Origin of the sequence: Seonamhaeicola sp., assembly GCF_028281565.1 — a bacterium.
Lineage (GTDB): Bacteria > Bacteroidota > Bacteroidia > Flavobacteriales > Flavobacteriaceae > Seonamhaeicola.
The window spans coordinates 245225-268957 of record NZ_JANQJQ010000021.1 but is presented as its reverse complement, the minus strand read 5'-3'; the positions used below and the strand labels follow the sequence as shown (position 1 = coordinate 268957).

Below are 23733 nucleotides of genomic sequence, written 5' to 3'. Positions count from 1 at the left end.
ACTACATTTTGTATTCAAAAAATTCACGTACTTTTGTTAGAAACCGATAAAATAATTCAAATTGCCAACGTATCGATCAGGTTTAGATTTTGCTTTGGAATCAGATAAAAATGATGTTTTAGCATCGTACCGAAATCAATTTCATATGCCCAAAGACAGCAACGGAAACCAGCTGATTTACATGACAGGTAACTCGTTGGGGCTTCAGCCAAAATTAACCAAAGCCTATATTGAACAGGAGTTGGAAGACTGGGCTAATTTGGGTGTTGAAGGGCATACGGATGCTAAAAATCCCTGGTTGCCTTACCACGAATTTCTAACGGAAAGTATGGCAGGTGTTGTAGGGGCCAAACCTATTGAAGTGATAGTCATGAATACTCTAACTGTCAACCTGCATTTGATGATGGTGTCGTTCTACAAACCCACCAAAACACGTTATAAAATACTCATTGAAAGCGATGCCTTTCCTTCGGATAAATATGCCGTAGAATCGCAACTAAGGCATCACGGGTTTGATGATACGGACGGATTAATTTTATGGAAGCCCAGAAAAGGAGAAGAATTACTGCGTTACGAAGACCTGGAAGTCATTTTAAAACGCGAAGGCGATGCTATTGCGCTTATCATGATCGGTGGCGTTAACTATTATACGGGCCAGTATTTTGACCTAAAACGTATTACTGAACTGGGACATAAATATGGTTGTACCGTCGGTTTTGACTGTGCCCACGGCGCCGGAAATGTTAAACTCAATTTACACGATTCCGGAGCTGATTTTGCGGTTTGGTGTACTTATAAATATTTGAACTCAGGCCCGGGAAGCCTGGCAGGGTGCTTTGTACATGAGCGTCATGCTCACCGTAAAGATCTGAACCGGTTTACCGGTTGGTGGAGCCACAATAAACAAACGCGTTTTAATATGCGGGATCCATTTGATCAACTTCCGGGGGCGGAAGGCTGGCAATTAAGCAATCCGCCTATTTTATCCATGGCAGCTATCAGAGCTTCCTTAGATATTTTTCATGAGGTTGGTATTGAAAAACTGGTAGAAAAATCGAAAAGGCTCACGGGCTATTTCCAGTTTTTATTAAAAGAACTGGGGGAAGATGTGATCAGGATCATCACGCCTGAAAATCCGGAGGAACGTGGGTGTCAGCTATCCATCCAGGTAGTCAACGCCGATAAAACATTACATAACAGGTTGACCGAAGCCGGCGTGATCAGTGACTGGAGAGCGCCTGATGTGATCCGTTGTGCGCCGGTGCCTTTGTATAACTCGTTTGAAGATGTATATAATTTAGTGGAACGTCTGAAAGGAATTTTAAAATAAATTATGTCATGCTGAGCGCAGTCGAAGCATCTCCTTAATAAAAGATGTTTCATTTTGTGCGGCATGATACGCTTTAAGATGAAAGATAAACAACAAAACATACTCATTATCGGCGCCGGACTTTGCGGTTCGCTTTTGGCTTTACGCCTGGGCCAAAGAGGCTATAATGTTACGGTTTATGAAAAGCGTCCCGATCTACGAAAAGTAACTATCAGTGCCGGCCGTTCCATAAACCTGGCTTTTTCAAACAGAGGGATCAAAGCCATGAAACTGGTAGGTCTGGAAGACCAGGTAAAAGCACTCTGTATCCCTATGAACGGGCGTATGATCCACGATACCAAAGGCCATACTTTTTTATCGCCTTATAGCGGACGAGCACACGAATACATCAACTCCATTTCACGTGGTGGCCTAAACGCACTCCTTCTGGATGAAGCAGAAAAACATAAGAACGTCACCATTCATTTTAACAAAAAATGCAAATCGGTAGATTTTGAAAAGACTACGGCTCTTTTTAAAGATTATGATACCAAAACAGACTTTGTAGAAGATGCCGATGTTATTATAGGAACCGATGGTGCCGGTTCGGCTTTGCGTAAAAGTTATTATTTAGGGAAGAAATTTTTGTTCAGCTTTTCACAAGACTATTTAACCCATGGCTATAAAGAGCTGAGCATACTTCCAAAGGGTAAAGACGATTTCAGGATCTTTAAAAACGCCCTTCACATTTGGCCCCGGGGCAGTTTTATGCTTATAGCATTGCCAAACCTGGACGGTAGTTTTACGGTTACCCTGTTTTTAAGTTACGATGAAGGCGACTACAATTTCAATAACTTAAATACCGATGAAAAGGTTTTAGAATTCTTTAAAAAAGAATTTCCGGATGCTTTGGCGCAAATGCCTAATTTGTTGGATGATTTCAATAATAATCCAACCTCACCTCTGGGAACTGTTAAATGTTCACCATGGCATTATAAAGGTAATACCTTGCTAATGGGTGATGCAGCACATGCTATAGTGCCGTTTTACGGTCAGGGAATGAATGCCAGTTTTGAAGATGTGGTTGAGTTTGATAAGGTGTTGGATAAGCATTTGAATGATTGGGAAACTATCTTTAAAGTTTATGAAAGTTCCCGTAAAAAAGACACCGATGCCATAGCAGATTTGGCCATCGACAATTTTTACGAAATGAGAGACCATGTGGCGAACTCCATATTCCAGGAAAAGCGTAAATTAGAAATGGCTTTGGAACAGGCATTCCCCGGCGATTATGCCTCAAAGTATTCGTTGGTAACCTTTAATGAAGATTTGGGGTATCGTGATGCCATGTTACAAGGCAGAGCCCAGGACAAGGCTATTTTAAATATGCTTACTGACGGAACCATCCCGACGCCACTCGATGTAACAGCAAAAGAACTGAAAACACTCTTGAAAAAAGTAAAAACCGAAACCCGGGACATTTTAGAAGAGGATAAAATTGCCGGGTTAAAATAGAATTTATGAGCGATAAAGTAACACCAAGAGGCGCTTACCCGCACACCAAACGGGTTGGTGATTTTATATATGTTTCGGGAACCAGTTCCCGAAGGCCTGATAACACCATTGCCGGTGCTGATACTATAGATGACATGGGAACAAAACAGCTTAATATAGAAGTTCAGACCCGGGAAGTTTTAAAAAATATAGAAAAGAACCTGGCAAGCGAAGGAGCCTCTCTAAAAGATGTGGTTGATATTACTACTTTTTTAGTTAATATGAATGATTTTAGCGGCTACAACAAAGCCTATGCTGAGTTCTTTGATGCTGAGACCGGCCCGACAAGAACCACTGTGGCAGTACATCAGTTACCCCACCCGGATCTGTTGGTAGAGATTAAAGTGGTAGCGTATAAAAAGGTTTAATATTAAGACGATGTCTCCTCGAGCGCAGTCGAGAGGTTTACAATGAAAAGCTATTTTGTTTACATATTGAAGTGCTCAGATGGATTGACATATACAGGTATCACTAATAATATTTCAAGGCGTTTTGAAGAACATCAAAGAGGGTTGAATAAAAATTGTTTCACATACAAAAGAAGACCATTAGAATTGATTTTTTATCAGGAGTTCAATGACATAAAACAAGCTATTCTTTTCGAGAAAAAGATTAAAAACTGGAGTGCTCAAAAGAAATTTGCTCTCGCTAAAGGAGAATATAATTTATTGCAAATATTAGCGGAATGTAGAAATGCATCTCATTCAAAATATAACCCAGAAAAGGAATAGGTCTCGACTGCGCTCGACCTGACAAAATGAATAAAGTATTAAACTACATAAACGGTCAATTTGTAGATCCGGTTAATGATAATTGGCTGGACAACTACAGTCCAGCTGATGGCGACATTTACGGGCACATCCCTGATTCTTCAAAGGAAGACGTAGCACAGGCCTATCTGGCTGCTAAAGAAGCCTTCCCAGCTTGGTCGCAAACTACTTTGGAAGCCCGTAGCAGACTCCTGATTAAGATCTCGGAATTACTTGAAGCCAACTTAGAGCGTTTTGCAGAAGCCGAAAGTAAAGACAATGGTAAACCCATAAGCTTAGCCAGATCTGTAGATATTCCAAGAGCCGCTAGTAATTTTCGTTTTTTTGGAAATGCCATCACCCAATTTGCCAGTGAAAGTCACGAAAGTGTTGGCCAGCATGCCATGAATTTTACCTTGCGGCAACCTATTGGTGTGGTTGGTTGCATTTCACCCTGGAACCTCCCACTCTATTTATTTACCTGGAAAATTGCACCTGCTATTGCAGCAGGAAATTGTATAGTCGCCAAACCCAGTGAAGTGACACCCATGACTGCTTTTCTGTTGGGAGACATTTGCACGGAAGCAGGCCTGCCAAAAGGGGTTTTAAATATTGTACACGGATCAGGCCATACCACCGGACAAGCCATTATTGAACATCCAGGCATTAAAGCCATTTCATTCACCGGCGGTACAACAACCGGGGCACATATAGCTAAAACAGCAGCTCCTATGTTTAAAAAACTTTCTTTAGAGTTAGGAGGTAAAAACCCCAATATCATTTTTTCGGACTGTGATTATGACGCTATGTTGGAAACCACGGTGCGTTCATCATTTGCAAACCAAGGGCAAATTTGCCTTTGTGGAAGCAGGATTTTTGTGGAAGCCTCCATTTATGACAGATTTAAAACGGATTTTGTTGAAAAAGTGAAACAACTAAAGGTCGGACATCCGTCTGCCCCAGACACCGATATCGGAGCCTTAGTGTCGAAATCGCATCTTGAAAAAGTAGCCGGTTATATAGATATTGCCGGAAATGAAGGCGGAACCCTACTTTGTGGCGGCCATAAAGTAACGGTTGATGGTTATGAAAACGGCTATTATTTTGAGCCCACCATCATTGAAATTGACAGCAATGATTGCAGGGTCAACCAGGAAGAAATCTTTGGTCCGATTGTGACTATCATGCCCTTTGAAGGTGAAAAAGAAGCATTAAAAATGGCTAATGCTGTTAAATACGGGTTATCAGCCACTATTTGGACCAATAATTTGAAGCGCGCCATGAGCATGAGTAACCAATTGCAGGCAGGTATTATTTGGATCAACACCTGGATGCTACGTGATTTACGAACGCCGTTTGGAGGTGTAAAAGCCAGTGGTGTTGGTCGTGAAGGTGGTTTTGAAGCCTTACGGTTTTTTACACAGGCGAAAAATGTGTGTATAAAGTATTGACAACTTGTTGTCATGCTGAACTCGTTTCAGCATCTCATAAAATAAAAATCGATTACTAATTAAAAAGATCCTGAAACAAGTTCAGGACTGCAGAAATATGAACCTAAACTTAAACAATAAACATGCGCTTGTTTGCGGAAGCACACAGGGCATTGGGAAAGCAACCGCAATGATCCTGGCACAGGAAGGCGTTAACGTAACACTGGTTGCCAGAAACGAAGAAAAACTAAAACAAGTGTTGGCCGAGTTACCCCAACACAGGAATCATAACTACATCGTTGCCGATTTTTCCAATCCACGTGATTTACAGGAAAAGGTATTAAACTTCATTGAAAACAATCACGGATTTCATATTCTAATTAACAATACCGGTGGCCCCAGGAGTGGTGACATTTTAACCGCCAGTTTAGATGAGTTTGAGAACGCCTTTACCATGCATATAAAATGTAATCATGTATTGGCCCAGGCAACCATTCCGTTTATGAAAGAAGCAGGTTTTGGAAGAATCGTCAATATTATTTCCACTTCGGTTAAAGAACCCATCCCCGGATTAGGCGTAAGCAATACTACCAGAGGAGCCGTTGGCAACTGGAGCAAAACATTATCGGGAGAGGTAGCCTCTTTTGGTATAACCGTTAATAATGTATTACCCGGTTTTACTGAGACCGAACGCCTGAATGAAATTATTAACATTAAAGCCCATATTGAAGGTAGAACACCCGAAGACATGGCTGAAATAATGAAGAACTATGCGCCCGCAAAACGTTTTGCCAGTCCGGAAGAAGTCGCCAGTGCCATCGTTTTTTTAGCAAGTGAAGCGGCCGGTTATATTACCGGAATTAACATTCCGGTTGATGGTGGACGCACAAAAAGTTTGTAAAAAGCCCTCCCTATCACTCCCAATGCTTCGACTAAGCTCAACACAAAAGGGAGGGAAAATTGTATAAGATATATTATCTTTATGTAGAATATTTGTCTAAACAACAAAACTCAAATACCCGGTTTGAGTTTCTCCCCTTTTGGGGAGATTAAGAGGGGCATATTATGGGTAAAAGTAAATTAGTTTCGCCTTTAAATTTTAAAGCCTGGATTGAAGAAAACCGACACCTTTTAAAGCCGCCGGTTGGTAATAAATGTGTTTGGAAAGACGGAGAATATATTGTGATGGTTGTTGGCGGACCTAACAGCAGAAAGGACTACCATTATAATGAAACACCGGAGTTTTTCTATCAGGTAGAAGGCGATATGGTATTGAAAATAATTAATAAAGGAAAGCCTGAAGATGTGCACATCAAAGAAGGGGATATTTATTTATTACCGGCAAAAGTACCGCATTCACCTCAGCGAAGTGCTGATACGGTAGGTCTGGTTATTGAATACCCGAGATCTAAAAAAATGAAAGATGCCTTAGAATGGTATTGTGAAAATTGTGACAACCTGTTATACCGTAAAAAATTCAAGCTGGATGACATTGAAACGGATATGCCCGTGATCTTTGACAAGTTCTATAGCAGTGAAAAAAAGCGCACATGCAAAAAATGCGGTACTAAAATGGAACCTCCGAAAAAGATTGACGATTGACGAAATTTATTAAAAAATACAGATAGATCAATTCAATAAATGAAAAAGCCCAAGTTAAGGATAAACGGTCATTCGCATTTACTTCCCTACCCGGAAGAAATTCCAGATTACATGCGAGAAAAAGGCATTTTTTGGGTAGATAAGGATCGAAAATACATGCTTCAAAAAGATTGGAGCAGACCGGTTACCGATTCCAGTTTTTTCTTAAATGAAAAGCTAGAATGGATGGAACGCAATCATATAGACCATGCGGTTGTACTCAATCTGTCACAACTTTACGGCAATGGCCTGCGTGTTGAAGAAATGAAAAAAGCATTGCGATTTCAAAACGATTTTAATGCCAGAATTCAACATGAACATCCCAGTAAATTTACCTGTGGTTTTGTGGTACATCCAGGGTTTTTAAGAAGTGCCTGTTGGGAAATTGAGCGTTGTGTTGAGGAACATGGCTTACAACTCCTTTGTTTACCTACCCATTATATGGATACCATCGGCACCTGGCGCTGTATTTATGACGAAGAGAACGAACCCCTTTTTGAACTGGCCAATAAATACAATCTGGCAGTAGAAATTCATCCCTATGATGGTGAAAAATTCATTAAACTGGAAAATACGTCCTGGCGTTTCCACCTTATCTGGATGTTAGCCCAATGCGCCGACGCTTATCATTTTTTAACTCTAAATGGCTACCAGGAAAAATACCCCAATATGCGCACTTGCTTTGCCCATGGCGGACAATTGGCCCAAATAAACCTAGGACGGCGTATTCAAGGATTTGATGGCAGACCCGATCTGTTTGAGGGAAAACACCACCCCAGAAAGGCAGTTGGGCATAAAAATATTTTCTTCGACACTCTGGTTCATGATACCGGTGGATTGGAACTGCTTATTAGAAATCACGGCTCTAAACAGGTCATCATGGGATTGGATGACCCCTATCCGCTTGGTGAAATGGAAAGCGACAAACAATCGTCCTATCCGGGAAAAATTTTAGATTTGGCTATGAAGCGGGACATCATAAACCAGGAAGAATATAATGCCATTTGGGAAAATAATGTGATCCAATGGCTTTGTGGTGATGACAATACTGCTAAGGAAACATTAATAAACAGAATTTTATCGTAATGCACTTTTTACCTGAAGAATTAGATAATTATGTAGTTGACCATTCTGAGAACGAACCTGAATTATTGCAGCAGCTGAACCGGGAAACCAATCAAAAAATATTACAACCCAGAATGCTTAGCGGGCACTATCAGGGGCGCCTGTTGAGTATGATCTCTAAATTGCTAAATCCGAAAAACATTTTAGAGATTGGCACTTATACGGGGTATTCCGCCTTATGTTTAGCGGAAGGCATGCAACCCTCCGGAACATTACATACCATTGATATTAATGAAGAGCTTATTGATTTTCAGCGTAAATATTTTGATAAATCCAACTACGGCAATCAAATTATACAACATTTGGGAAATGCCCTGGACATTATTCCCAAACTGGATTTAAATTTCGACCTCATTTTTATAGACGCCGACAAAGGGAATTACCCTAATTACTTTAACATCATTATGGATAAGCTGAATCCGGGTGGTATTATTTTATCAGACAATGTACTTTGGAGTGGAAAAGTTATTGAAAATTTAAAATCTGATGACATAGATACCAAAGCTTTAATAGAATACAATAAAATACTAAAGGAAGATCCACGTATCGAAACGATTATTTTACCAATTAGGGATGGGTTGACTATAAGTAGAAAAAAAGATACTTAACTTAAACAAAAAAACATGACATTATCAAAGCTTAATTTCGTTCTTATTCCGGTGTTGCTTTGCTGTTTTGGAATCCTTAATAGTACGTATGCGCAATCATCATCTCTTTTCAGTTATGAAGAATACACAAATACTACTGGCGATACCTTAAAATATAGACAATTAGTGTCAGATATCGCTATAGATACTAAATATCCTTTAATTATTTTTCTACATGGTATGGGCGAACGTGGAAATGATAATGAAGCCCAGTTAAAGTGGGGCGTGAGGAATTTTGCCACTAGTGAAAATATGTCCTTATACCCGTCTGTTGTCATAGCACCTCAATGTCCTAGTGACACATTTTGGGGAAACTTTAATTACCAAAACATGACACTTTTACCAGAACCCACCAAACCGATGCAGCTATTAAAGGAACTAATTGACAAAACCATTAAAGATTTACCCATAGATACCAATAGAATTTACGTTACTGGTCTTTCAATGGGTGGTTTTGGAACGTTTGATGCCATTTCAAGATATCCGGATCTATTTGCTGCAGCCGTACCTGTTTGCGGAGGCGGAGATATAACAAAAGCTGCTGCAATAGCTCATATTCCCATGTGGATATTTCACGGTGCCAAAGACGGTGCGGTAGGTGCTGCTTTGTCTCAAAACATGTTAGAAGCTTTAACAAAAGCAGGGGCTTATCCCGGCTTTACTCAATACCCAGAAGCAGGTCATTTTTCCTGGATCGCTGCTTATAATGATAAAATGATGATGGCATGGTTATTTAAACAGCATAAGTAATATTACGTAAAAGAATAAGAATATACACAGTCACACATTTTAAATGTTATCGCTCCTATTTAGGAGGAAAGGGAAGCAGTAACAATTAGTATAAAATTATGATCTAAGACACTCTTTCCAGGCCATTACCATATTTTTTACTGCGTTGTATACTCGTCTCGATCATTTGAAAGAACTCATCGTTATCAAATGGTTTCGTTAATATGCCTGTGAAACCAATATCATCATAATTCTCTTTAACATACTCAATATCTGCTGCCGTTAGGGCTAATACAGGTATTTTAGCATCGCTCTTTCTAATCATTTTCGTGGCCTCTATACCGTCCATTACCGGCATATTAATATCCATTAAAATAAGATCAAACGATTTTTCTTCCAAAGCTTTTATTGCTTCCAGGCCATTTTCAACAATTTCACAATTATAATTTTGCTTGCTCAGCAGATTTTTTGTCACAATTTGGTTTATTTTGTTGTCTTCGGCTATTAAGATCTCATATTTCTCTTTAAGATCAACCAACTTGCCTGAAGACTCATCCAGTTCTTCCTGACATTTTTGATCATGATCAATATCGAACGTTATATCAAAACTGATCTTTGTTCCTACGCCTACTTCACTTTCAAGTTCAATCTCACTACCAAATAACTCAACTATTTTTTTGGTAATGGAAAGTCCTAAACCTGTTCCCTGGTAATTCGTATTATTTTCATCATCCAATTGTTGAAAATTTTCGAATATCGTATTGAATTTTTCCTCGGGAATTCCCTTTCCTTCGTCCTCCACTTCAAAATGTAAAGCAACATTATCTTCAGATAAATTAAGTGTTTTGATACGAACATGAATATAACCGCTTTCGGTGAACTTAATACTATTACCGATCAAATTGATCAATACCTGAGATAACCTAACGCTATCGCATTTTATATAATTAGGGACATTTTCATCAATTGACGTAATGATCTTGTTATTAGTTTCCTGGAGTCGGTAGTTGAAAGAATTAACATTATTTTTTATCAACTCCCTTAGGTTTACGGAAATATGCTTTAATTCCAACTTTTCAGACTCTATTTTCCCAAACTGCAGGACATCATTAATCAGGTTTAAAAGATAATCTCCGGAATATTTTAAAGACTCCAATAATTTATTGTCACAGGCACTTAAGTTATTATTCTTAAGTAATAACGACGTTATACCTACGACGCCATATAATGGTGTTCTCAATTCATGAGTTACATTGGATATGAATTTTGATTTTAATTCAGATGATTTAACAGCTTCGTTCCTTGCAAATTCCAAAAGACTGTTTTGCTCGCCTAAAACAGTGTTTAATTTTCTTTTGGAAGCATAGCCTTTATATAATAATATTAGTGTAATTGCCAGCAGTACCAAAGCAATCGTTATGACAAGGTTTATGGTCTTAATATCATCCGCTCTTTGTAATAAAAGTGCTTTTTCGGTTTTAGCTATTTGAGCATCATTTTTATAATCCTCTATAAGGAGCTTTGACCTTGTAATAACTTCGTAATTGATCCTTTTTTCGTTAATGAATTTATTCTGGTATTGGTTGTGTTTTAGTAACGCTTGATAAGCTTCTTCTTCATTATTTCCTTCTGCTAATGATAAAGAGAATTGTTTATAGGCTTTAGCTAAAAGTAAATTAACCTCATCTTTGTTTTCTAAACTTTTCTGTTTCAGGATCGTAACAGCTAATTCAAATTTTTGACTGGCACTGTTATAAAGTTCCTTCTCTACATAATACAGGCCATACAGATAGTTAAAGTGTCCTTTTATATAATACGATTCCAAATCCGTTTTATCGTTTACCCTGTCACCTATTCTCAACAAGTTTAAGTAAGCCTGATCCAGGTCACCTGTTTCAAGATATAATTCACACAAATTGATCCTGGTTTTTAACAGGATAGATTCATATAGGGATTTGTCATAATCATTCTTTCCCAAATAGTCATCCTTAGAAATATGGGCAAGCGCTTTTTCCAAATGATCCAAAGCAACGTGAGGAGGGTTTATCTTTTTTTCGAATTCTCCCAAACTGAGAAAGGCTTTCGCTATTAAGCTGTTATCATCTGTCTTCTTTGATGCCTCTAACATCTCTATATAACTATGCTCTGCATTTTCATATTCCTGCATCAGGTTATAAATATTACCTAAATTAAAACAGGCAATAGCCTTTCCATAGCTATCATCAATAGAGTCTGATAACTTTTTTGCTTTATTAAATTCCTTGAAAGATTGTACTATTTGATTTTTGCCATAGTACGATAAAGCTTCAGAATTTATACTGTCAATTTTATTGACAATGTCTCTTTCACTTTGCTGACTATAGGCCATAGCCGTAAACGCAAGAAAATACGTTAATATTCTCGTTTTCATAGGTTAAGTATATAAGATTTGGTGAGGCTAAATTATAGGTATAAAAACTTACAAAAGAAAATAGTCGTTTACGCGTAATAATTTTCGTCAAAAAGTGGTCATTTCTGACAAAACGTATGATTTAATAGACGAAAAACAGGAATATTATATAGAACTAATCTAAAACTTACGTTTAACCGAACCCGTAAAGTCATCTATGTCATCCTTTACTTTATCCAGTTCTTTTTTAACGTCTTTGGTAATACTGGTATCAATACCGTGGTTTTCAGCGCTTTTGGTTATCTCATGCTTAATATCGTTAGTAGCGTCTTTAAGTGTACGCATGCCTTTACCTAAACCACGAGCAATTTCAGGAAGCTTATCGGCTCCAAAAACCATAATAACGATGAACAGAATAAACGCTATCTCTGCCCCGCTAATAAATAAAAATGTAGGTTGATATATCACAGCACAAAAGTACATTAATTTTTTTCATTTAAAAATTCAGAAAGCCAAATGAAAAAAATTACGGACTTATAAAGCGATGCCCTGTGCCAGTCTAAGGATGGTTCCTGAAGTGAAACTAAATTTTGCATTTTTTAAAGTACAAAATTTCGTTTTTTACTGAAGAAATATAGTGCGTGTTTTATAGAATAAAAAAAGCCGACTTAAAAAAGTCGGCTTTAATTTTAGATTCCCGCCGTCGCGGGAATGACAATTCTATCTGAAACCCCTATATAAACATCGGGGAGTCTTTATTAACCTTTTACTTTATTCTTAAATTTATCAAAATCACTTGGTTGAACTTCTTTAGGCCATGAATTATTATTGGTATCAATATCGGCTGTTTCCAAGTTCGGATCTAAAGTAATATTTACAATTTCTTTATCCGAAGCTATGGCCTTTGTGACTTCCTTGTCATTTTTTCTCCAAATCTGAGCCGGATATGTTTCTGTTTTCTTGGTTCCGTCGGCATAAGTATATTCAACAATAATAGGCATCACCAAACCTCCGGGTTTTTCAAAAGTTATGTTATAGAAAAAATTAGGAGCTTTGATATTTTTTTGTTCTTCCGGAGTGAAATTATCCATAACATATTCTTTAAGAGGTGTTGAATTCTCCAATAATGTGGACGTTTTCATCTCCTCTTTGAAATCTTCGCTTCCCTCTTCAACCATATACACTAAAGGCGGCAAATCCTCGACCTTCATCCCTCGCTTTTCTATAATATCTTTAACAAATCTGTTAGGGGTTGAAGACACGTAGAATTTCTTTACATCTTTTATACCGATATCTACCCAATCTGTAGTGTAGAACCAACCTCTCCAGAACCAATCCAGGTCAAAAGCAGAGGCATCTTCCATAGTCCTGAAGAAATCTTCAGGGGTTGGGTGTTTAAACATCCAGCGTCTTGAATATTCTTTAAAAGCATAATCGAACAGGTCCCGCCCCATAACGGTTTCACGCAAAATATTGAGTGCAGTAGCAGGTTTTCCGTAAGCATTATTACCAAACTGATAGGTATTAAGGCCTTTGGTCATAATAGGTGCAATAAAATCCTGGTTGCCTCCCATATAAGGTACAATCAAATGTGCAGGCCCCCTGTCTGATGGAAAGGCATCATGTTGTGGAGATAAAGCCTCAGGATATTTTTCTCCAAAATCCTGTTCCGCCACATATTGTACAAATGTATTAAGGCCTTCGTCCATCCAGGTCCACTGGCGCTCATCACTATTCACGATCATTGGAAAAAAGTTATGCCCTACTTCATGAATGATAACGCCCATCATACCGTACTTTACACGGTCACTATAGGTACCATCCTCTTTCGGACGTCCATAATTCCAGCAAATCATAGGGTATTCCATACCTTGTTGTTTTGCATGAACGGAGATGGCTTTATGATACGGATAATCAAAGGTCATCCTTGAATATGATTCTAAGGTACTGGCAACCGCTTTTGTTGACCATTCCTCCCAAAGCGGATTTCCTTCTTTCGGATATAACGATACGGCTATCACATCTTTTCCGCCAATTTTAACTGCCATCATATCCCAGATGAATTTTCTTGAGGTGGCAAAACCAAAATCACGGACATTTTCAGCTCGTAACTTCCATGTTTTTGCTTTTTCGGAAAACCCCTTCTCTGCTGCTTCAGCTTCCTCCTGAGTAACAATTAATACAGGTTTATTATAAGATTTTTTTGCTGCCTCATACCGTTTCATCATGGTTTTTGAAAAAACGTCTTTTCTGTTTATAAGCCTTCCGGTACCATCTAAAATATGGTCTGCCGGCACGGTAATATCCACTTCATAATCCCCAAACGGCAATGCAAACTCATCGCGTCCCCAAAACTGGGAATTTTGCCATCCTTCAACATCATTATAAACCGCCATCCTTGGATAAAACTGGGCTATTACATAAGCTCTATTGCCATCTTTTGGAAAATACTCATAGCCGGAACGGCCATCTTCATTAACATGGTCATTGATGTTATACCACCATTTAATTGAAAACGAAAACTTTTCACCTGTTTTTAAAGGCTTTGGCAACTCCACACGCATCATAGTTCTGTTAATCATATGCGGTAAAGGCTTACCGTTAGCATCTGCTACCTTTTGAATGTTAAAACCTCTTTCCAACGGTGCTTTCATATACTTGGCTGTAAATTCACCCGGTCTCATTACCGGCTCCAAACCGCTGCCCTCAATTAGAGGTGATTTGGAATCCTTGGCCCGTACATTTTGGTCCAACTGCACCCAAAGATATTTTAAATGATCCGGTGAATTATTAGTATAAGTAATGGTTTCGAAACCGGAAATTCTTGCATTTTTATCATCTAAAACAATATCCATTTTGTAATCCGCCTGTTGTTGATAATAAGCGCTTCCGGGGGCTCCCGAAGCAGATCTGTACATATTAGGCGATGAAAACTCATCATACAACTGTTTAAACTTGTTATTGTTTGTATGCCCTGTTTTAACGTCTTCTGTCTCTTGTTCCTGGGCAAAAACAGCTGCAGAAATAAAAACCACAGACAATAAATAATACTTAAGTCTTTCCATTTTCAAATTTTATGTTTTAACTAATAAAAAGGTTACTAATTGAAATAATAATCCTACCCCTATTTTAAAAATTGAACGAAAATAAGGATTTCAGGTTAGGTTTATCTTATTTTTAATTAAAATTTAACACCGCCTTATCGTTTTGAGAGATCAGGATAAAGCTCTTTTGCCTGGAATTTATTTTAGTTTTAATAATGTTTTGCTGGTCTTCAAACATATCAAATAAAACCTTATTGCTTATTTCAAACGATTTTATGTTCTCAATATTTTCAATTTCAAGGTAGCATTTCATAACATCGAGATCATACTCCTTACCAATAAAAACCAAGCTCACCTCCTGTTCATTGATCTTTACCTTAATCTTAGTATCTAAATACTTTTCAATATATAAATTGGTGGATGTAGTTTCTTCCTTTTCATCTAAAGTTATAGATTCATCATAACGTGCTCTCAATACATTTTCAAAATCGTCAATAAAAACCCTGGTAATGATTTGAACCGATTGTTTGTCTTGCACATACTCAATTTGGGTAACGCTAATGTAATATTTATGAATGCCCGTAAAAGCAAACAACGGTATTATTACAAGGAAAAAAAGCGGTTTTAAAAATTTCATCTGTTATTCTTAAGGTTTTTCAATGATCGGACGCCACCTTAATTTTTTTTTTTGCTAATGTAAATAAAGAATTTTTTGAAACCAATTACCTAAAAAGTAAACCAATCGACGTCTTTATTTTCAATATTCGTTATTAAAATCAAAAATTCTTTATTCTAGATTCCCATTTTATTCATGGATCTTATTTTCAAATAATTGTATTCATGAATCTTTGATTTCACGGAAATGACAATTTTAATGGTAACCCAGAAGCTAAGCTTCGAAGTTTTTTTAACTACAATTTCAAAAAGTGTTCCAAAAAGATCAATCTTTGGCAGATTGTAGGTTTTGCTTGTACTGTTGGAGTTTCTCTTTTAAAAATTGAAATACCTCCAAATCGGATTTTCCTTTGCATCGATTAGTGAAATCAGGATCTTCTTCACAAAAAAAGAAAAAATCCGCTCTTAAATCTTCGTCCAGCGGATAATTACTAAAAAAATCATCAGGCAAATCCGATTTGATCTTGCGCAACAAATTGGCACGCTCTTCCAGTTTAATACGCTCTTTAAGCATTTTTGTTCTGCCTGTAATGGCATTTATAATAGGATTCAAAGGCACTATGCCTCCTCCTGTGATGGCTTCGTTAAGGCGCCTTTCACTTTGTGTCGCTATTTTACCCGTATAACCCGGAATGCCAACATCATAGAAATTGATAGGATCATCTGTTTCGGCATTTTCAATATCAGAGAACAAATCTCCGGTAAGTATTTTTCCAACCACTACTTCATCCAACTGATTCACCTGTTCATCTAAAGGCACCAACATGGTTTTTGACGTAATAACGCCTTTTGAAACTATCACATCTTTAATCCCTTGCTGAATAGATGAAAACCGGAGGGTATCGTTAACTTTTGCTGTTATTTTAAACTCGCCCTTTTTATTTGTAATTGTAAATGTTTGAGCCGTTTTATTGATGACATGGATATTTTCAACATCCGTTTTACTCACAACCTTCCCTAAAATTTCAACGGACTGCGAATAAGATACACTAACAGAAAACAGAAAAAATAAGACTGGAAAGCCTCTACTTTTTAGCATCCTCATTCTTTAAAAACTGCTGGCTTTTTTCGTATAAGAACTGCAGGCATTTAATTTCATTTCCTCTTTTAAGAAGTTCTCTGTCCAGGTCCTGAGTTTCAACATAAGCCACAAAGCTATCTACATCATCTAAAGGAATTTCAAATAGTTCACTTATATATTCATGGGAATAAACATCAACCAGTTCTACTGGTTTTTCAACATTAAAATATTCAGGCTTTTTGTATTTTTTATCTTTTGAACCAAAAATTAGATTAGAAATTTTCTTCAGGTCGAACCCGTTGTACAATTCGCCTTTATTAGTTCTTGATTTTAAGTCTGCTTCAACTGCTTTTGTATCAAACTTTTTATCATCATGATACTCAAAATCAACGTTCATACTACCCATGTCTAAAAGAATAGGTTTTAAATAATTAACGTTCTCTATATCCGTAGCAATATTTCCTGAGAGTCCTGATGACAGTAAGACCGCATCGAGTTTATTGATTTGTTCAACCAAATGGATTCTTAGTTTTTTTGAATTAACCACGTCTTCACTAATCGCTATTGAAATGGCCTTAAACTGAAGCGCCGAAATTTGTATGATATCATTGACGGCAACTTCCATTTTAAACTCCCCTTTTTTGTTAGTAATAGTTCCGACGTTCGAAGACGTATTAAAAACTGTTACACCTTCAACATCATTGGCATCGGCATATATTATTCCATCTACCTCAACCCTGTTAATGGTTTGAGCCTGTGTATGGAACATTATAAATAAAAGCCCGAAAAAAAGAACTATTTGTTTCATATGGATTGGTTTAAAATATAAAGTTCGGTTTTCTAATCTTAATTAAAATGAAAAACCGTTCTAAACTTTTGTTAAAACATACAATTGACTAATTTTACTCAACAAGTGAGATTTAGTATTTAGGCAATTTCTCATTAAAACAGCCGGCTTTTTAAACTAAACAGATGAAAAACATCCTTATTGCCAGTACCTCAACCATTCACGGAAGTGGTTATTTAGACTATATTTTAGATGAACTAGCTATTTTCTTTAAAGATACAGAAGAAATTTTATTTATCCCATATGCAAGACCTAGTGGTATATCACATGATGACTATACTAAAATAGCACAAAAAGGTTTTCGGAAAATTAACAAGAGTGTACAGGGCATTCATAGATTTGAGAATCCCGCTGAAGCCGTAAAAAATGCCAAGGGCATTTTTGTTGGTGGTGGCAATACATTTGTTTTAACCAATAAACTCTATAAAAATAAATTGGTTGAAGCCTTACAGACTACTGTAAATAAAGGCATCCCGTATTTAGGCACCAGTGCCGGCAGCAACATTTGTGGATTAACCATCAAAACTACCAATGATATGCCTATTGTTTATCCGCCCAGCTTTGAAGCTTTAAAATTGGTTCCGTTCAACATAAACCCACACTATTTAGACCCGGATGATAATAGCACGCATATGGGGGAAACCCGGGAAACAAGAATAAAAGAGTTTCATCATTTTAATACCCAGCCCGTAATTGGTTTAAGGGAAGGTAGCTGGTTGCATGTGAAAAATGATTCCATTGTTCTGAAAGGATCTCTAACTGCCCGCATTTTTGAAGTAAACAAACCACCATATGAAGTAGCACCCGAATCTGAATTAAATGGTTTGAAATGAAAGTGATATGTCTTCCAGAACATTTCTACACTTCGGCTGAGCTCAGGGGTAAACTTCTCACCTTGGTATGAGATTTTTAACAAACCTAAATGCATAAAAAAAGACCTCACCTTTTGATGAAGTCTGTTGAGCGGGAGACCGGGTTCGAACCGGCGACATTCAGCTTGGAAGGCTGACGCTCTACCAACTGAGCTACTCCCGCCTTTGCGATTGCAAATATAGACAATCTATCAAATCATTTGCAAGAAAATGTCACAACTTTTTTAAAAAGTGATAGCCTAAAATCTTAAAATCTTCATTAAAATAAAACTTGTGTGATGGCGCATTTGACACATAGGTATTTAGCTCTACTGCTTCATAACCTTTTTCTTTTACATAGTTATAAATCCAATTAAAAAATTGCTTGCCCAAGCCTTTACCCCTGTAATCCTTATCAATATATACGTGATCCGGTTCAACGCTTCTACCTGAATAATGCCTGGTGCAAAACCATAATCCGCTAACTCCAATTAATTTATCACCATCATAGATGACAGCGCATTCATAGTTTTGAGTAATCATCTCGGAAAAACGTTGTTTCAAAATGTTTTCTGAAATTTTACCTTCATTAAGTTCATAAACCAGAGGAACTACTGAATTTATTTTTTCTTTCTCTAAAATCTTAAAGACATAAGCCATAGAATGGGGTGTTTAATGAATACCTGACTTAACAAAAATAAGTGACTTTTACCAGAATCAGTGTCTAAATAATACTTTCAATGAGATTTAACATTAACAATAACTATATTTTGTAAATTTAGTACTCTAATTTTCACGTCATGAGAGGAAGAAATCTTAAAGTCAGGTTATTAATCGGAGCTGCCATCGCTATTTTTTTCATTCTTAAAAGATGCAGTCAGCAGGAAGTAAATCCGTATACCGGAAGGACCCAAACCATCTCTATGACTCCTGATAAAGAAATTGCTATTGGTTTACAAAGTGCCCCTCAAATGGCACAACAACATGGGGGTTTACATCCTAACAATCAATACCAGACTCTGGTTGATAATGTTGGAAATAAGCTGGTTAATAGCAGTATTGCCAAAGAAACGCCTTACCGATATGAATTTCATTTGCTAGCGGATCCCAGGACCATAAATGCATTTGCACTTCCCGGAGGTCAGATTTTTATAACACACGCTCTGTTTTCAAAACTAGAAAATGAAGATCAGCTGGCAGGTGTTTTAGGGCATGAAATAGGCCATGTTCTGGGCAGGCACAGTGCCGAGCGTATTGCCGAAAGTGAATATTGGCAAGGCCTGGTAACTGCAGGATCTGTCGGGGCGGATATGGGTGGTCTGGTGAGCGGCATCGGGCAACAAACCCTATTGACAAACGGTAGGGATGATGAACTTGAAAGTGATGAACTGGGCGTGAAATTTATGATTGATGCCGGTTATAATCCTGAGGAAATGATTGACGTTATGGAAATTTTAAAAGCTGCCGCCGGCCCCAATAGAGTTCCCGAATTCCAGAGCACGCATCCGGATCCGGATAATAGAATTGAAAAAATTAAAGAAGCTATAAGAAAATATAAAAACCAATAAAAAAAGCCTCGCGTTGCGAGGCTTTTTTACTGACTAACTCAAAATAATTACTTAAAATTATGATAATTACTTCTTCTTTTTCTTCTTTAAATTTTCTTTAATAATAGCTGCAGCTTCATCTGCTCCATGTAATTCAGCATACTTAACAGCAGTATAATTTTTACTGGTACATCTCAATTTTAAATTCGCGCCTTTATCAATTAAAAGCTTTAAAATTTCAGTTCTGTTAAATTTCGCTGCATACATGGCAGGAGTCATTCCGTTAGATCGTTCATTAACATCGGCGCCTCTCTCAATTAATTTCTTTACAGTATCAAAATCACCTTTTGCGATGGATACACAAAATGAATTTACTTTAAAGAAATACTCAGAAGTACTATTATTATCAATAGTTGAAGTAGTTGATGTTGCATTTACCGAAACAACGGCAACACACAATGCAAATGCAGTGGTAATGATTGTTTTTTTCATGATGAAAGATTTTAAGTTTGATTATATGATTCGCTTTTTGATATATTAAAGAGACGATTTTTTTTCGAGATTGTTACAATGATTTTTTTTTATAACAGATTTTTAACGTTTTTTTCACAAACTGTTAACGAAAACGTTTTCTTTAATAACTTTCTGAAAAAGCCTTAAAAATTAGGGCTTTTCAGCGTTTTTTATACCCTTAGTTTTCTTAAACTTCTGTATCTTTGTCTAGTTTTAAAATTTAACAAAAAATGAACAAAAAAGTTATCTTAATGATACTGGACGGCTGGGGTAACTCTCCAGATCCGAAAGTCTCAGCAATAGACCATGCCAATACGCCTTTTATCGATTCGCTTTACACAAAATACCCTTATGCTACTTTAAGAACAGACGGACTTCATGTGGGGCTACCGGAAGGCCAAATGGGAAACAGTGAAGTTGGGCACATGAACCTTGGTGCCGGTAGAATTGTTTATCAGGATCTGGTTAAAGTTAATTTAGCAGTTGAGAATAAAACACTTAATAGCGAAAAAGTACTGGTCGATGCTTTTAACTATGCCAGAGAAAATAATAAAGATGTTCATTTTTTAGGTTTATTAAGTGACGGTGGTGTTCACTCCCATATTAATCATCTATTAGGTTTAATTGATGCTGCTAACGATTTTGGTATTGAAAACTCATACGTTCACGGATTTACTGACGGGAGAGATGTTGATCCTAAATCCGGTGCCGGTTTTGTAATGCAGTTACAGCATCACATTGAAAATACAAACACAGAAATTGCCAGTATTTCAGGCCGTTATTACGCTATGGACAGAGACAAGCGCTGGGAACGTATCAAGTTGGTTTATGATGCACTTGTAAACGGGAAAGGAGAGTCATCAACTGATATTATCGGCTCTATTGAAGCTAATTATGCAAATGATGTAACAGATGAATTCATAAAACCCATAGTAGCGGCTAATGAAGCTAATGAACCGATAGCCACCATAAAAGAGGATGATGTCATTGTGTTCTTTAATTTCAGGACAGACCGGGGCCGTGAATTAACAGAAGCGCTATCACAGGTAGATTTTCCTGAACACGATATGAAAAAACTTAGGCTGCATTATGTTACACTTACCAATTATAATGACACCTATGAAAATATTAAGGTGATTTTCAATAAAGAGAATTTAACGGAAACCTTAGGTGAAGTTCTAGAAAAGCATAACAAAAAACAAATTAGAATTGCCGAAACTGAAAAGTATCCGCATGTTACGTTCTTCTTCTCCGGCGGCCGGGAAGAGCCTTTTGAAGGGGAACAACGTATTTTAAGAAACTCACCAAAAGTAGCAACCTACGATTTAAAACCTGAGATGAGTGCTTATGAATTAAGAGATGCCCTGGTTCCTGAATTAGAAAAAGGTGATGTCGATTTTGTTTGCTTAAACTTTGCCAACGGTGACATGGTTGGTCATACCGGTGTTATGGAAGCCGCCATAAAAGCCTGTGAAGCAGTTGATGCCTGTGTAAAAGATGTGGTTACAACGGCCCTGGAAAATGAGTATTCAACATTATTGATAGCAGATCACGGTAATTGTGAAACTATGATCAACCCGGACGGCACGCCTAATACAGCACATACTACAAATCCGGTTCCTGTTATTTTAATTGATAACGATTTAACAGGGATTAAAGATGGTATTTTAGGGGATATGGCCCCAACCATTTTAAAGCTTATGGGTGTTGAACAACCCGAAGCTATGACGCAACATGCTTTAGTATAATAATACCCAACTACTATACCCGTTTTAAAACCCTGCTTAAAAAGCGGGGTTTTGTTTTACCGCCGCATCAAAAAAATCTCTCGAAAAAATTATTGTACTTTTGTAAGAACTCAAATCTGTTATTTAAATGAATTTTAACCAACACTTAATAATTGCAGTTGACTTTGACGGCACTATAGTTGAAGATGCTTACCCAAAAATAGGCAAGCCCAAACTTTTTGCTTTTGAAACTTTAAAAAAACTACAAAACGAGGGTCACAGATTAATTTTATGGACCTACAGACATGGTTTAAAACTTCATGAAGCCGTAGCTTTTTGCAAAGAAAACGGGATTGATTTTTACGCGGTAAACAGTAGCTTCCCAGAAGAACGGTTCATCAATGATGTGAGCCGGAAGATCAATGCCGACATATTTATAGACGACAGAAATTTTGGTGGATTTCCGGGTTGGGGCGAAATCTATCAGGAGTTAACAGATTCAACACATCCCAGAATTGAAAAGAAAAAAGGGTTCTTCAACTTCTTCAAATAAGTTCAAAATAAGCTTTATTAATGGCCTCCCTATGATCCGGATGTGCTATGTCTACCAAAGCCTTCACCCGGTCTTTTATTGTTTTCCCATATAAATTTGCAACGCCATATTCGGTTACAACGTAATGTACATGTGCACGTGTCGTAACAACGCCTGCTCCTGGTTTTAAAGCAGGGACTATCCTGCTAATGCCTTTTTTAGTAATTGATGGCAATGCAATAATAGCTTTTCCGCCCTCGCTTAAAGAAGCCCCTCTGATATAATCCATTTGACCTCCAACACCGGAATACATTTTCGATCCTATGGAATCTGCACATACCTGGCCAGTAACGTCTACTTCAATAGCTGAATTTATGGCCACCATTCTGGGGTTTTGTTTTATTATGGAAACATCATTTACATAATCGGATTCCCGCATCTCAACAAAAGGGTTATCATCAACATAATCATACAAACGTTTAGATCCCATTAAAAACGTGGATAATGCTCTACCCGGGCTTATGTGTTTATAGTTACCGTTTACAACATCCTTTAAAATTAGATCGATGACACCATCAGAAAACATTTCTGTATGTAAGCCCAGATCTTTGTGATTTGTAAGACGTGATAAAACGGCGTTAGGAATACTACCTATACCCATTTGCAATGTGCTCCTGTCTTCAATTAAATCCGCAACATAACCACCAATCTTATCTTCAATGTCTGAAGGTGTCCCGGATTCAAGTACCGGGATTGGTTCATCACATTCAACAAATAAGTCTATTTCACTACAGTGAATAATACCATCTCCATGCGTTCTCGGCATTTGTTTGTTCACCTGAGCTATTACAACTTTAGCATTATCAATGGCTGCTAAGGAAGCCTCTACCGAAACACCTAAAGAGCAATACCCGTGCTTATCCGGAACAGATACATGAATTAAAGCCACATCCAGGGGCAATATATTCCTTTTAAATAATAATGGAAGTTCACTTAAAAAAACAGGGGTATAAGAACCATTTCCTTCTGACAATGTATGGCGCACATTTTTTCCTATGAAAAAGGAATTAACATGAAAGCTATCCCGGTATGCGGTATTCGCATAAGGTGCTTCGCCTTCAACATGCAAATGACACACCTCAACATTTTTGAGTTCCTCGTGTCTTTCTGCCATGGCCTTCATTAATAATTGAGGGGCGGCGGCGGCTGCCTGTACATAAACTCTATCATTACTCTTGATAACTTTAACAGCTTCTTCTATGGTGACAACTTTATACATTTCTATTCAATTTAGCATACTAATTTATTTATTATAAGAGAGAAAAAAGCTGTCAAAAGTCATTGATGAGATTAAAAAGCAGAATCGTTAAAATTAAGTATCTTTGCAATCCGATAGCTACGTT

General features: G+C 37.4%; 23 protein-coding genes and 1 tRNA gene. 14 read left to right on the top strand and 10 right to left on the bottom strand.

Translation table 11 applies throughout. From position 1 onward, the window contains the following. The first annotated feature begins 61 nt into the window (after positions 1–61). The 10 genes from kynU (at position 62) to Q0983_RS10850 (ending at position 9205) form a co-directional block, all read left to right on the top strand. Positions 62–1330, top strand: coding sequence for a kynureninase (gene kynU / locus Q0983_RS10895; protein ID WP_299552719.1), 1269 nt, complete (start codon positions 62–64; stop codon positions 1328–1330). Between the two features lie 78 nt (positions 1331–1408). Further along, positions 1409–2824: an NAD(P)/FAD-dependent oxidoreductase gene (locus Q0983_RS10890; protein ID WP_299552716.1), complete on the top strand. Its 1416-nt coding sequence runs from the start codon at positions 1409–1411 to the stop codon at positions 2822–2824. A gap of 5 nt (positions 2825–2829) precedes the next feature. Continuing rightward, positions 2830–3231, top strand: coding sequence for a RidA family protein (locus Q0983_RS10885; RefSeq protein WP_299552713.1), 402 nt, complete (start codon positions 2830–2832; stop codon positions 3229–3231). A 42-nt stretch (positions 3232–3273) separates the two neighbouring features. Further along, complete coding sequence (locus Q0983_RS10880) at positions 3274–3594, top strand: GIY-YIG nuclease family protein (RefSeq protein WP_299552710.1); 321 nt, start codon at positions 3274–3276, stop codon at positions 3592–3594. Between the two features lie 26 nt (positions 3595–3620). Beyond that, positions 3621–5063, top strand: coding sequence for an aldehyde dehydrogenase (locus Q0983_RS10875; RefSeq protein ID WP_299552707.1), 1443 nt, complete (start codon positions 3621–3623; stop codon positions 5061–5063). A 97-nt stretch (positions 5064–5160) separates the two neighbouring features. After that, positions 5161–5943, top strand: coding sequence for an SDR family oxidoreductase (locus Q0983_RS10870; RefSeq protein WP_299552704.1), 783 nt, complete (start codon positions 5161–5163; stop codon positions 5941–5943). Between the two features lie 164 nt (positions 5944–6107). Then, positions 6108–6644 (top strand): 3-hydroxyanthranilate 3,4-dioxygenase, encoded by a 537-nt coding sequence (locus Q0983_RS10865; RefSeq protein ID WP_299552701.1) that lies wholly within the window; start codon positions 6108–6110, stop codon positions 6642–6644. A 39-nt stretch (positions 6645–6683) separates the two neighbouring features. After that, positions 6684–7769, top strand: a complete 1086-nt coding sequence (locus tag Q0983_RS10860) for an amidohydrolase family protein (protein WP_299552698.1) — start codon at positions 6684–6686, stop codon at positions 7767–7769. Beyond that, positions 7769–8416 (top strand): O-methyltransferase, encoded by a 648-nt coding sequence (locus Q0983_RS10855; RefSeq protein WP_299552695.1) that lies wholly within the window; start codon positions 7769–7771, stop codon positions 8414–8416. Before Q0983_RS10860 ends, Q0983_RS10855 begins: the two co-directional genes overlap by 1 nt. A gap of 15 nt (positions 8417–8431) precedes the next feature. Beyond that, positions 8432–9205, top strand: a complete 774-nt coding sequence (locus Q0983_RS10850; RefSeq protein ID WP_299552692.1) for a prolyl oligopeptidase family serine peptidase — start codon at positions 8432–8434, stop codon at positions 9203–9205. Between the two features lie 103 nt (positions 9206–9308). Here the strand turns inward: Q0983_RS10850 and Q0983_RS10845 are convergent, their stop codons facing one another. The 6 genes from Q0983_RS10845 to Q0983_RS10820 all read right to left on the bottom strand — a co-directional run bounded on the left by Q0983_RS10845 (position 9309) and on the right by Q0983_RS10820 (position 17121). Continuing rightward, the gene (locus Q0983_RS10845) at positions 9309–11594 is read right to left on the bottom strand and encodes an ATP-binding protein (RefSeq protein ID WP_299552689.1); all 2286 of its coding nucleotides are present in this window, start codon (positions 11592–11594) and stop codon (positions 9309–9311) included. A 159-nt stretch (positions 11595–11753) separates the two neighbouring features. Then, positions 11754–12056: a twin-arginine translocase TatA/TatE family subunit gene (locus Q0983_RS10840; protein ID WP_299552686.1), complete on the bottom strand. Its 303-nt coding sequence runs from the start codon at positions 12054–12056 to the stop codon at positions 11754–11756. 275 nt (positions 12057–12331) lie between these two features. Continuing rightward, positions 12332–14638 carry a M1 family metallopeptidase gene (locus tag Q0983_RS10835; RefSeq protein ID WP_299552683.1) on the bottom strand — a complete coding sequence of 769 codons (2307 nt, stop codon included), beginning with the start codon at positions 14636–14638 and terminating at the stop codon, positions 12332–12334. 112 nt (positions 14639–14750) lie between these two features. Beyond that, a complete protein-coding gene (locus tag Q0983_RS10830; protein ID WP_299552680.1) occupies positions 14751–15254 on the bottom strand; it encodes a DUF6702 family protein in 504 nt (167 codons plus the stop codon). Between the two features lie 303 nt (positions 15255–15557). Then, positions 15558–16331 carry a hypothetical protein gene (locus tag Q0983_RS10825; RefSeq protein ID WP_299552677.1) on the bottom strand — a complete coding sequence of 258 codons (774 nt, stop codon included), beginning with the start codon at positions 16329–16331 and terminating at the stop codon, positions 15558–15560. Then, positions 16318–17121, bottom strand: a complete 804-nt coding sequence (locus Q0983_RS10820; RefSeq protein ID WP_299552674.1) for a carboxypeptidase-like regulatory domain-containing protein — start codon at positions 17119–17121, stop codon at positions 16318–16320. Before Q0983_RS10820 ends, Q0983_RS10825 begins: the two co-directional genes overlap by 14 nt. 164 nt (positions 17122–17285) lie before the next feature. On the opposite strand from Q0983_RS10820, the gene pepE reads away from it, so the two are divergent. Then, positions 17286–17993 carry a dipeptidase PepE gene (pepE, locus tag Q0983_RS10815; protein ID WP_299552671.1) on the top strand — a complete coding sequence of 236 codons (708 nt, stop codon included), beginning with the start codon at positions 17286–17288 and terminating at the stop codon, positions 17991–17993. 129 nt (positions 17994–18122) lie between these two features. Here the strand turns inward: pepE and Q0983_RS10810 are convergent. Continuing rightward, a tRNA-Gly gene (locus tag Q0983_RS10810) sits at positions 18123–18195 on the bottom strand. Positions 18196–18245: 50 nt separating this feature from the next. After that, positions 18246–18671 carry a GNAT family N-acetyltransferase gene (locus Q0983_RS10805; protein WP_299552668.1) on the bottom strand — a complete coding sequence of 142 codons (426 nt, stop codon included), beginning with the start codon at positions 18669–18671 and terminating at the stop codon, positions 18246–18248. Between the two features lie 140 nt (positions 18672–18811). Here Q0983_RS10805 and Q0983_RS10800 point away from each other — a divergent pair, with 140 nt between their 5' ends. After that, positions 18812–19579 (top strand): M48 family metalloprotease, encoded by a 768-nt coding sequence (locus Q0983_RS10800; RefSeq protein WP_299552665.1) that lies wholly within the window; start codon positions 18812–18814, stop codon positions 19577–19579. 66 nt (positions 19580–19645) lie between these two features. On the opposite strand, the gene Q0983_RS10795 is transcribed toward Q0983_RS10800, so the two are convergent. Beyond that, the gene (locus tag Q0983_RS10795; protein WP_299552662.1) at positions 19646–20050 is read right to left on the bottom strand and encodes an ankyrin repeat domain-containing protein; all 405 of its coding nucleotides are present in this window, start codon (positions 20048–20050) and stop codon (positions 19646–19648) included. A 251-nt stretch (positions 20051–20301) separates the two neighbouring features. On the opposite strand from Q0983_RS10795, the gene gpmI reads away from it, so the two are divergent. Together gpmI and Q0983_RS10785 are read left to right on the top strand one after the other, a co-directional pair. Continuing rightward, entirely contained in the window at positions 20302–21819 is a 1518-nt protein-coding gene (gene gpmI / locus Q0983_RS10790; protein WP_299552659.1) for a 2,3-bisphosphoglycerate-independent phosphoglycerate mutase, read from the top strand. Between the two features lie 127 nt (positions 21820–21946). Continuing rightward, entirely contained in the window at positions 21947–22351 is a 405-nt protein-coding gene (locus tag Q0983_RS10785; RefSeq protein WP_299552656.1) for a BT0820 family HAD-type phosphatase, read from the top strand. On the opposite strand, the gene Q0983_RS10780 is transcribed toward Q0983_RS10785, so the two are convergent. Further along, positions 22344–23609, bottom strand: a complete 1266-nt coding sequence (locus Q0983_RS10780; RefSeq protein ID WP_299552654.1) for an acetyl-CoA hydrolase/transferase C-terminal domain-containing protein — start codon at positions 23607–23609, stop codon at positions 22344–22346. The two genes, Q0983_RS10785 and Q0983_RS10780, sit on opposite strands and share 8 nt — an antisense overlap. Positions 23610–23733: the final 124 nt, after the last annotated feature.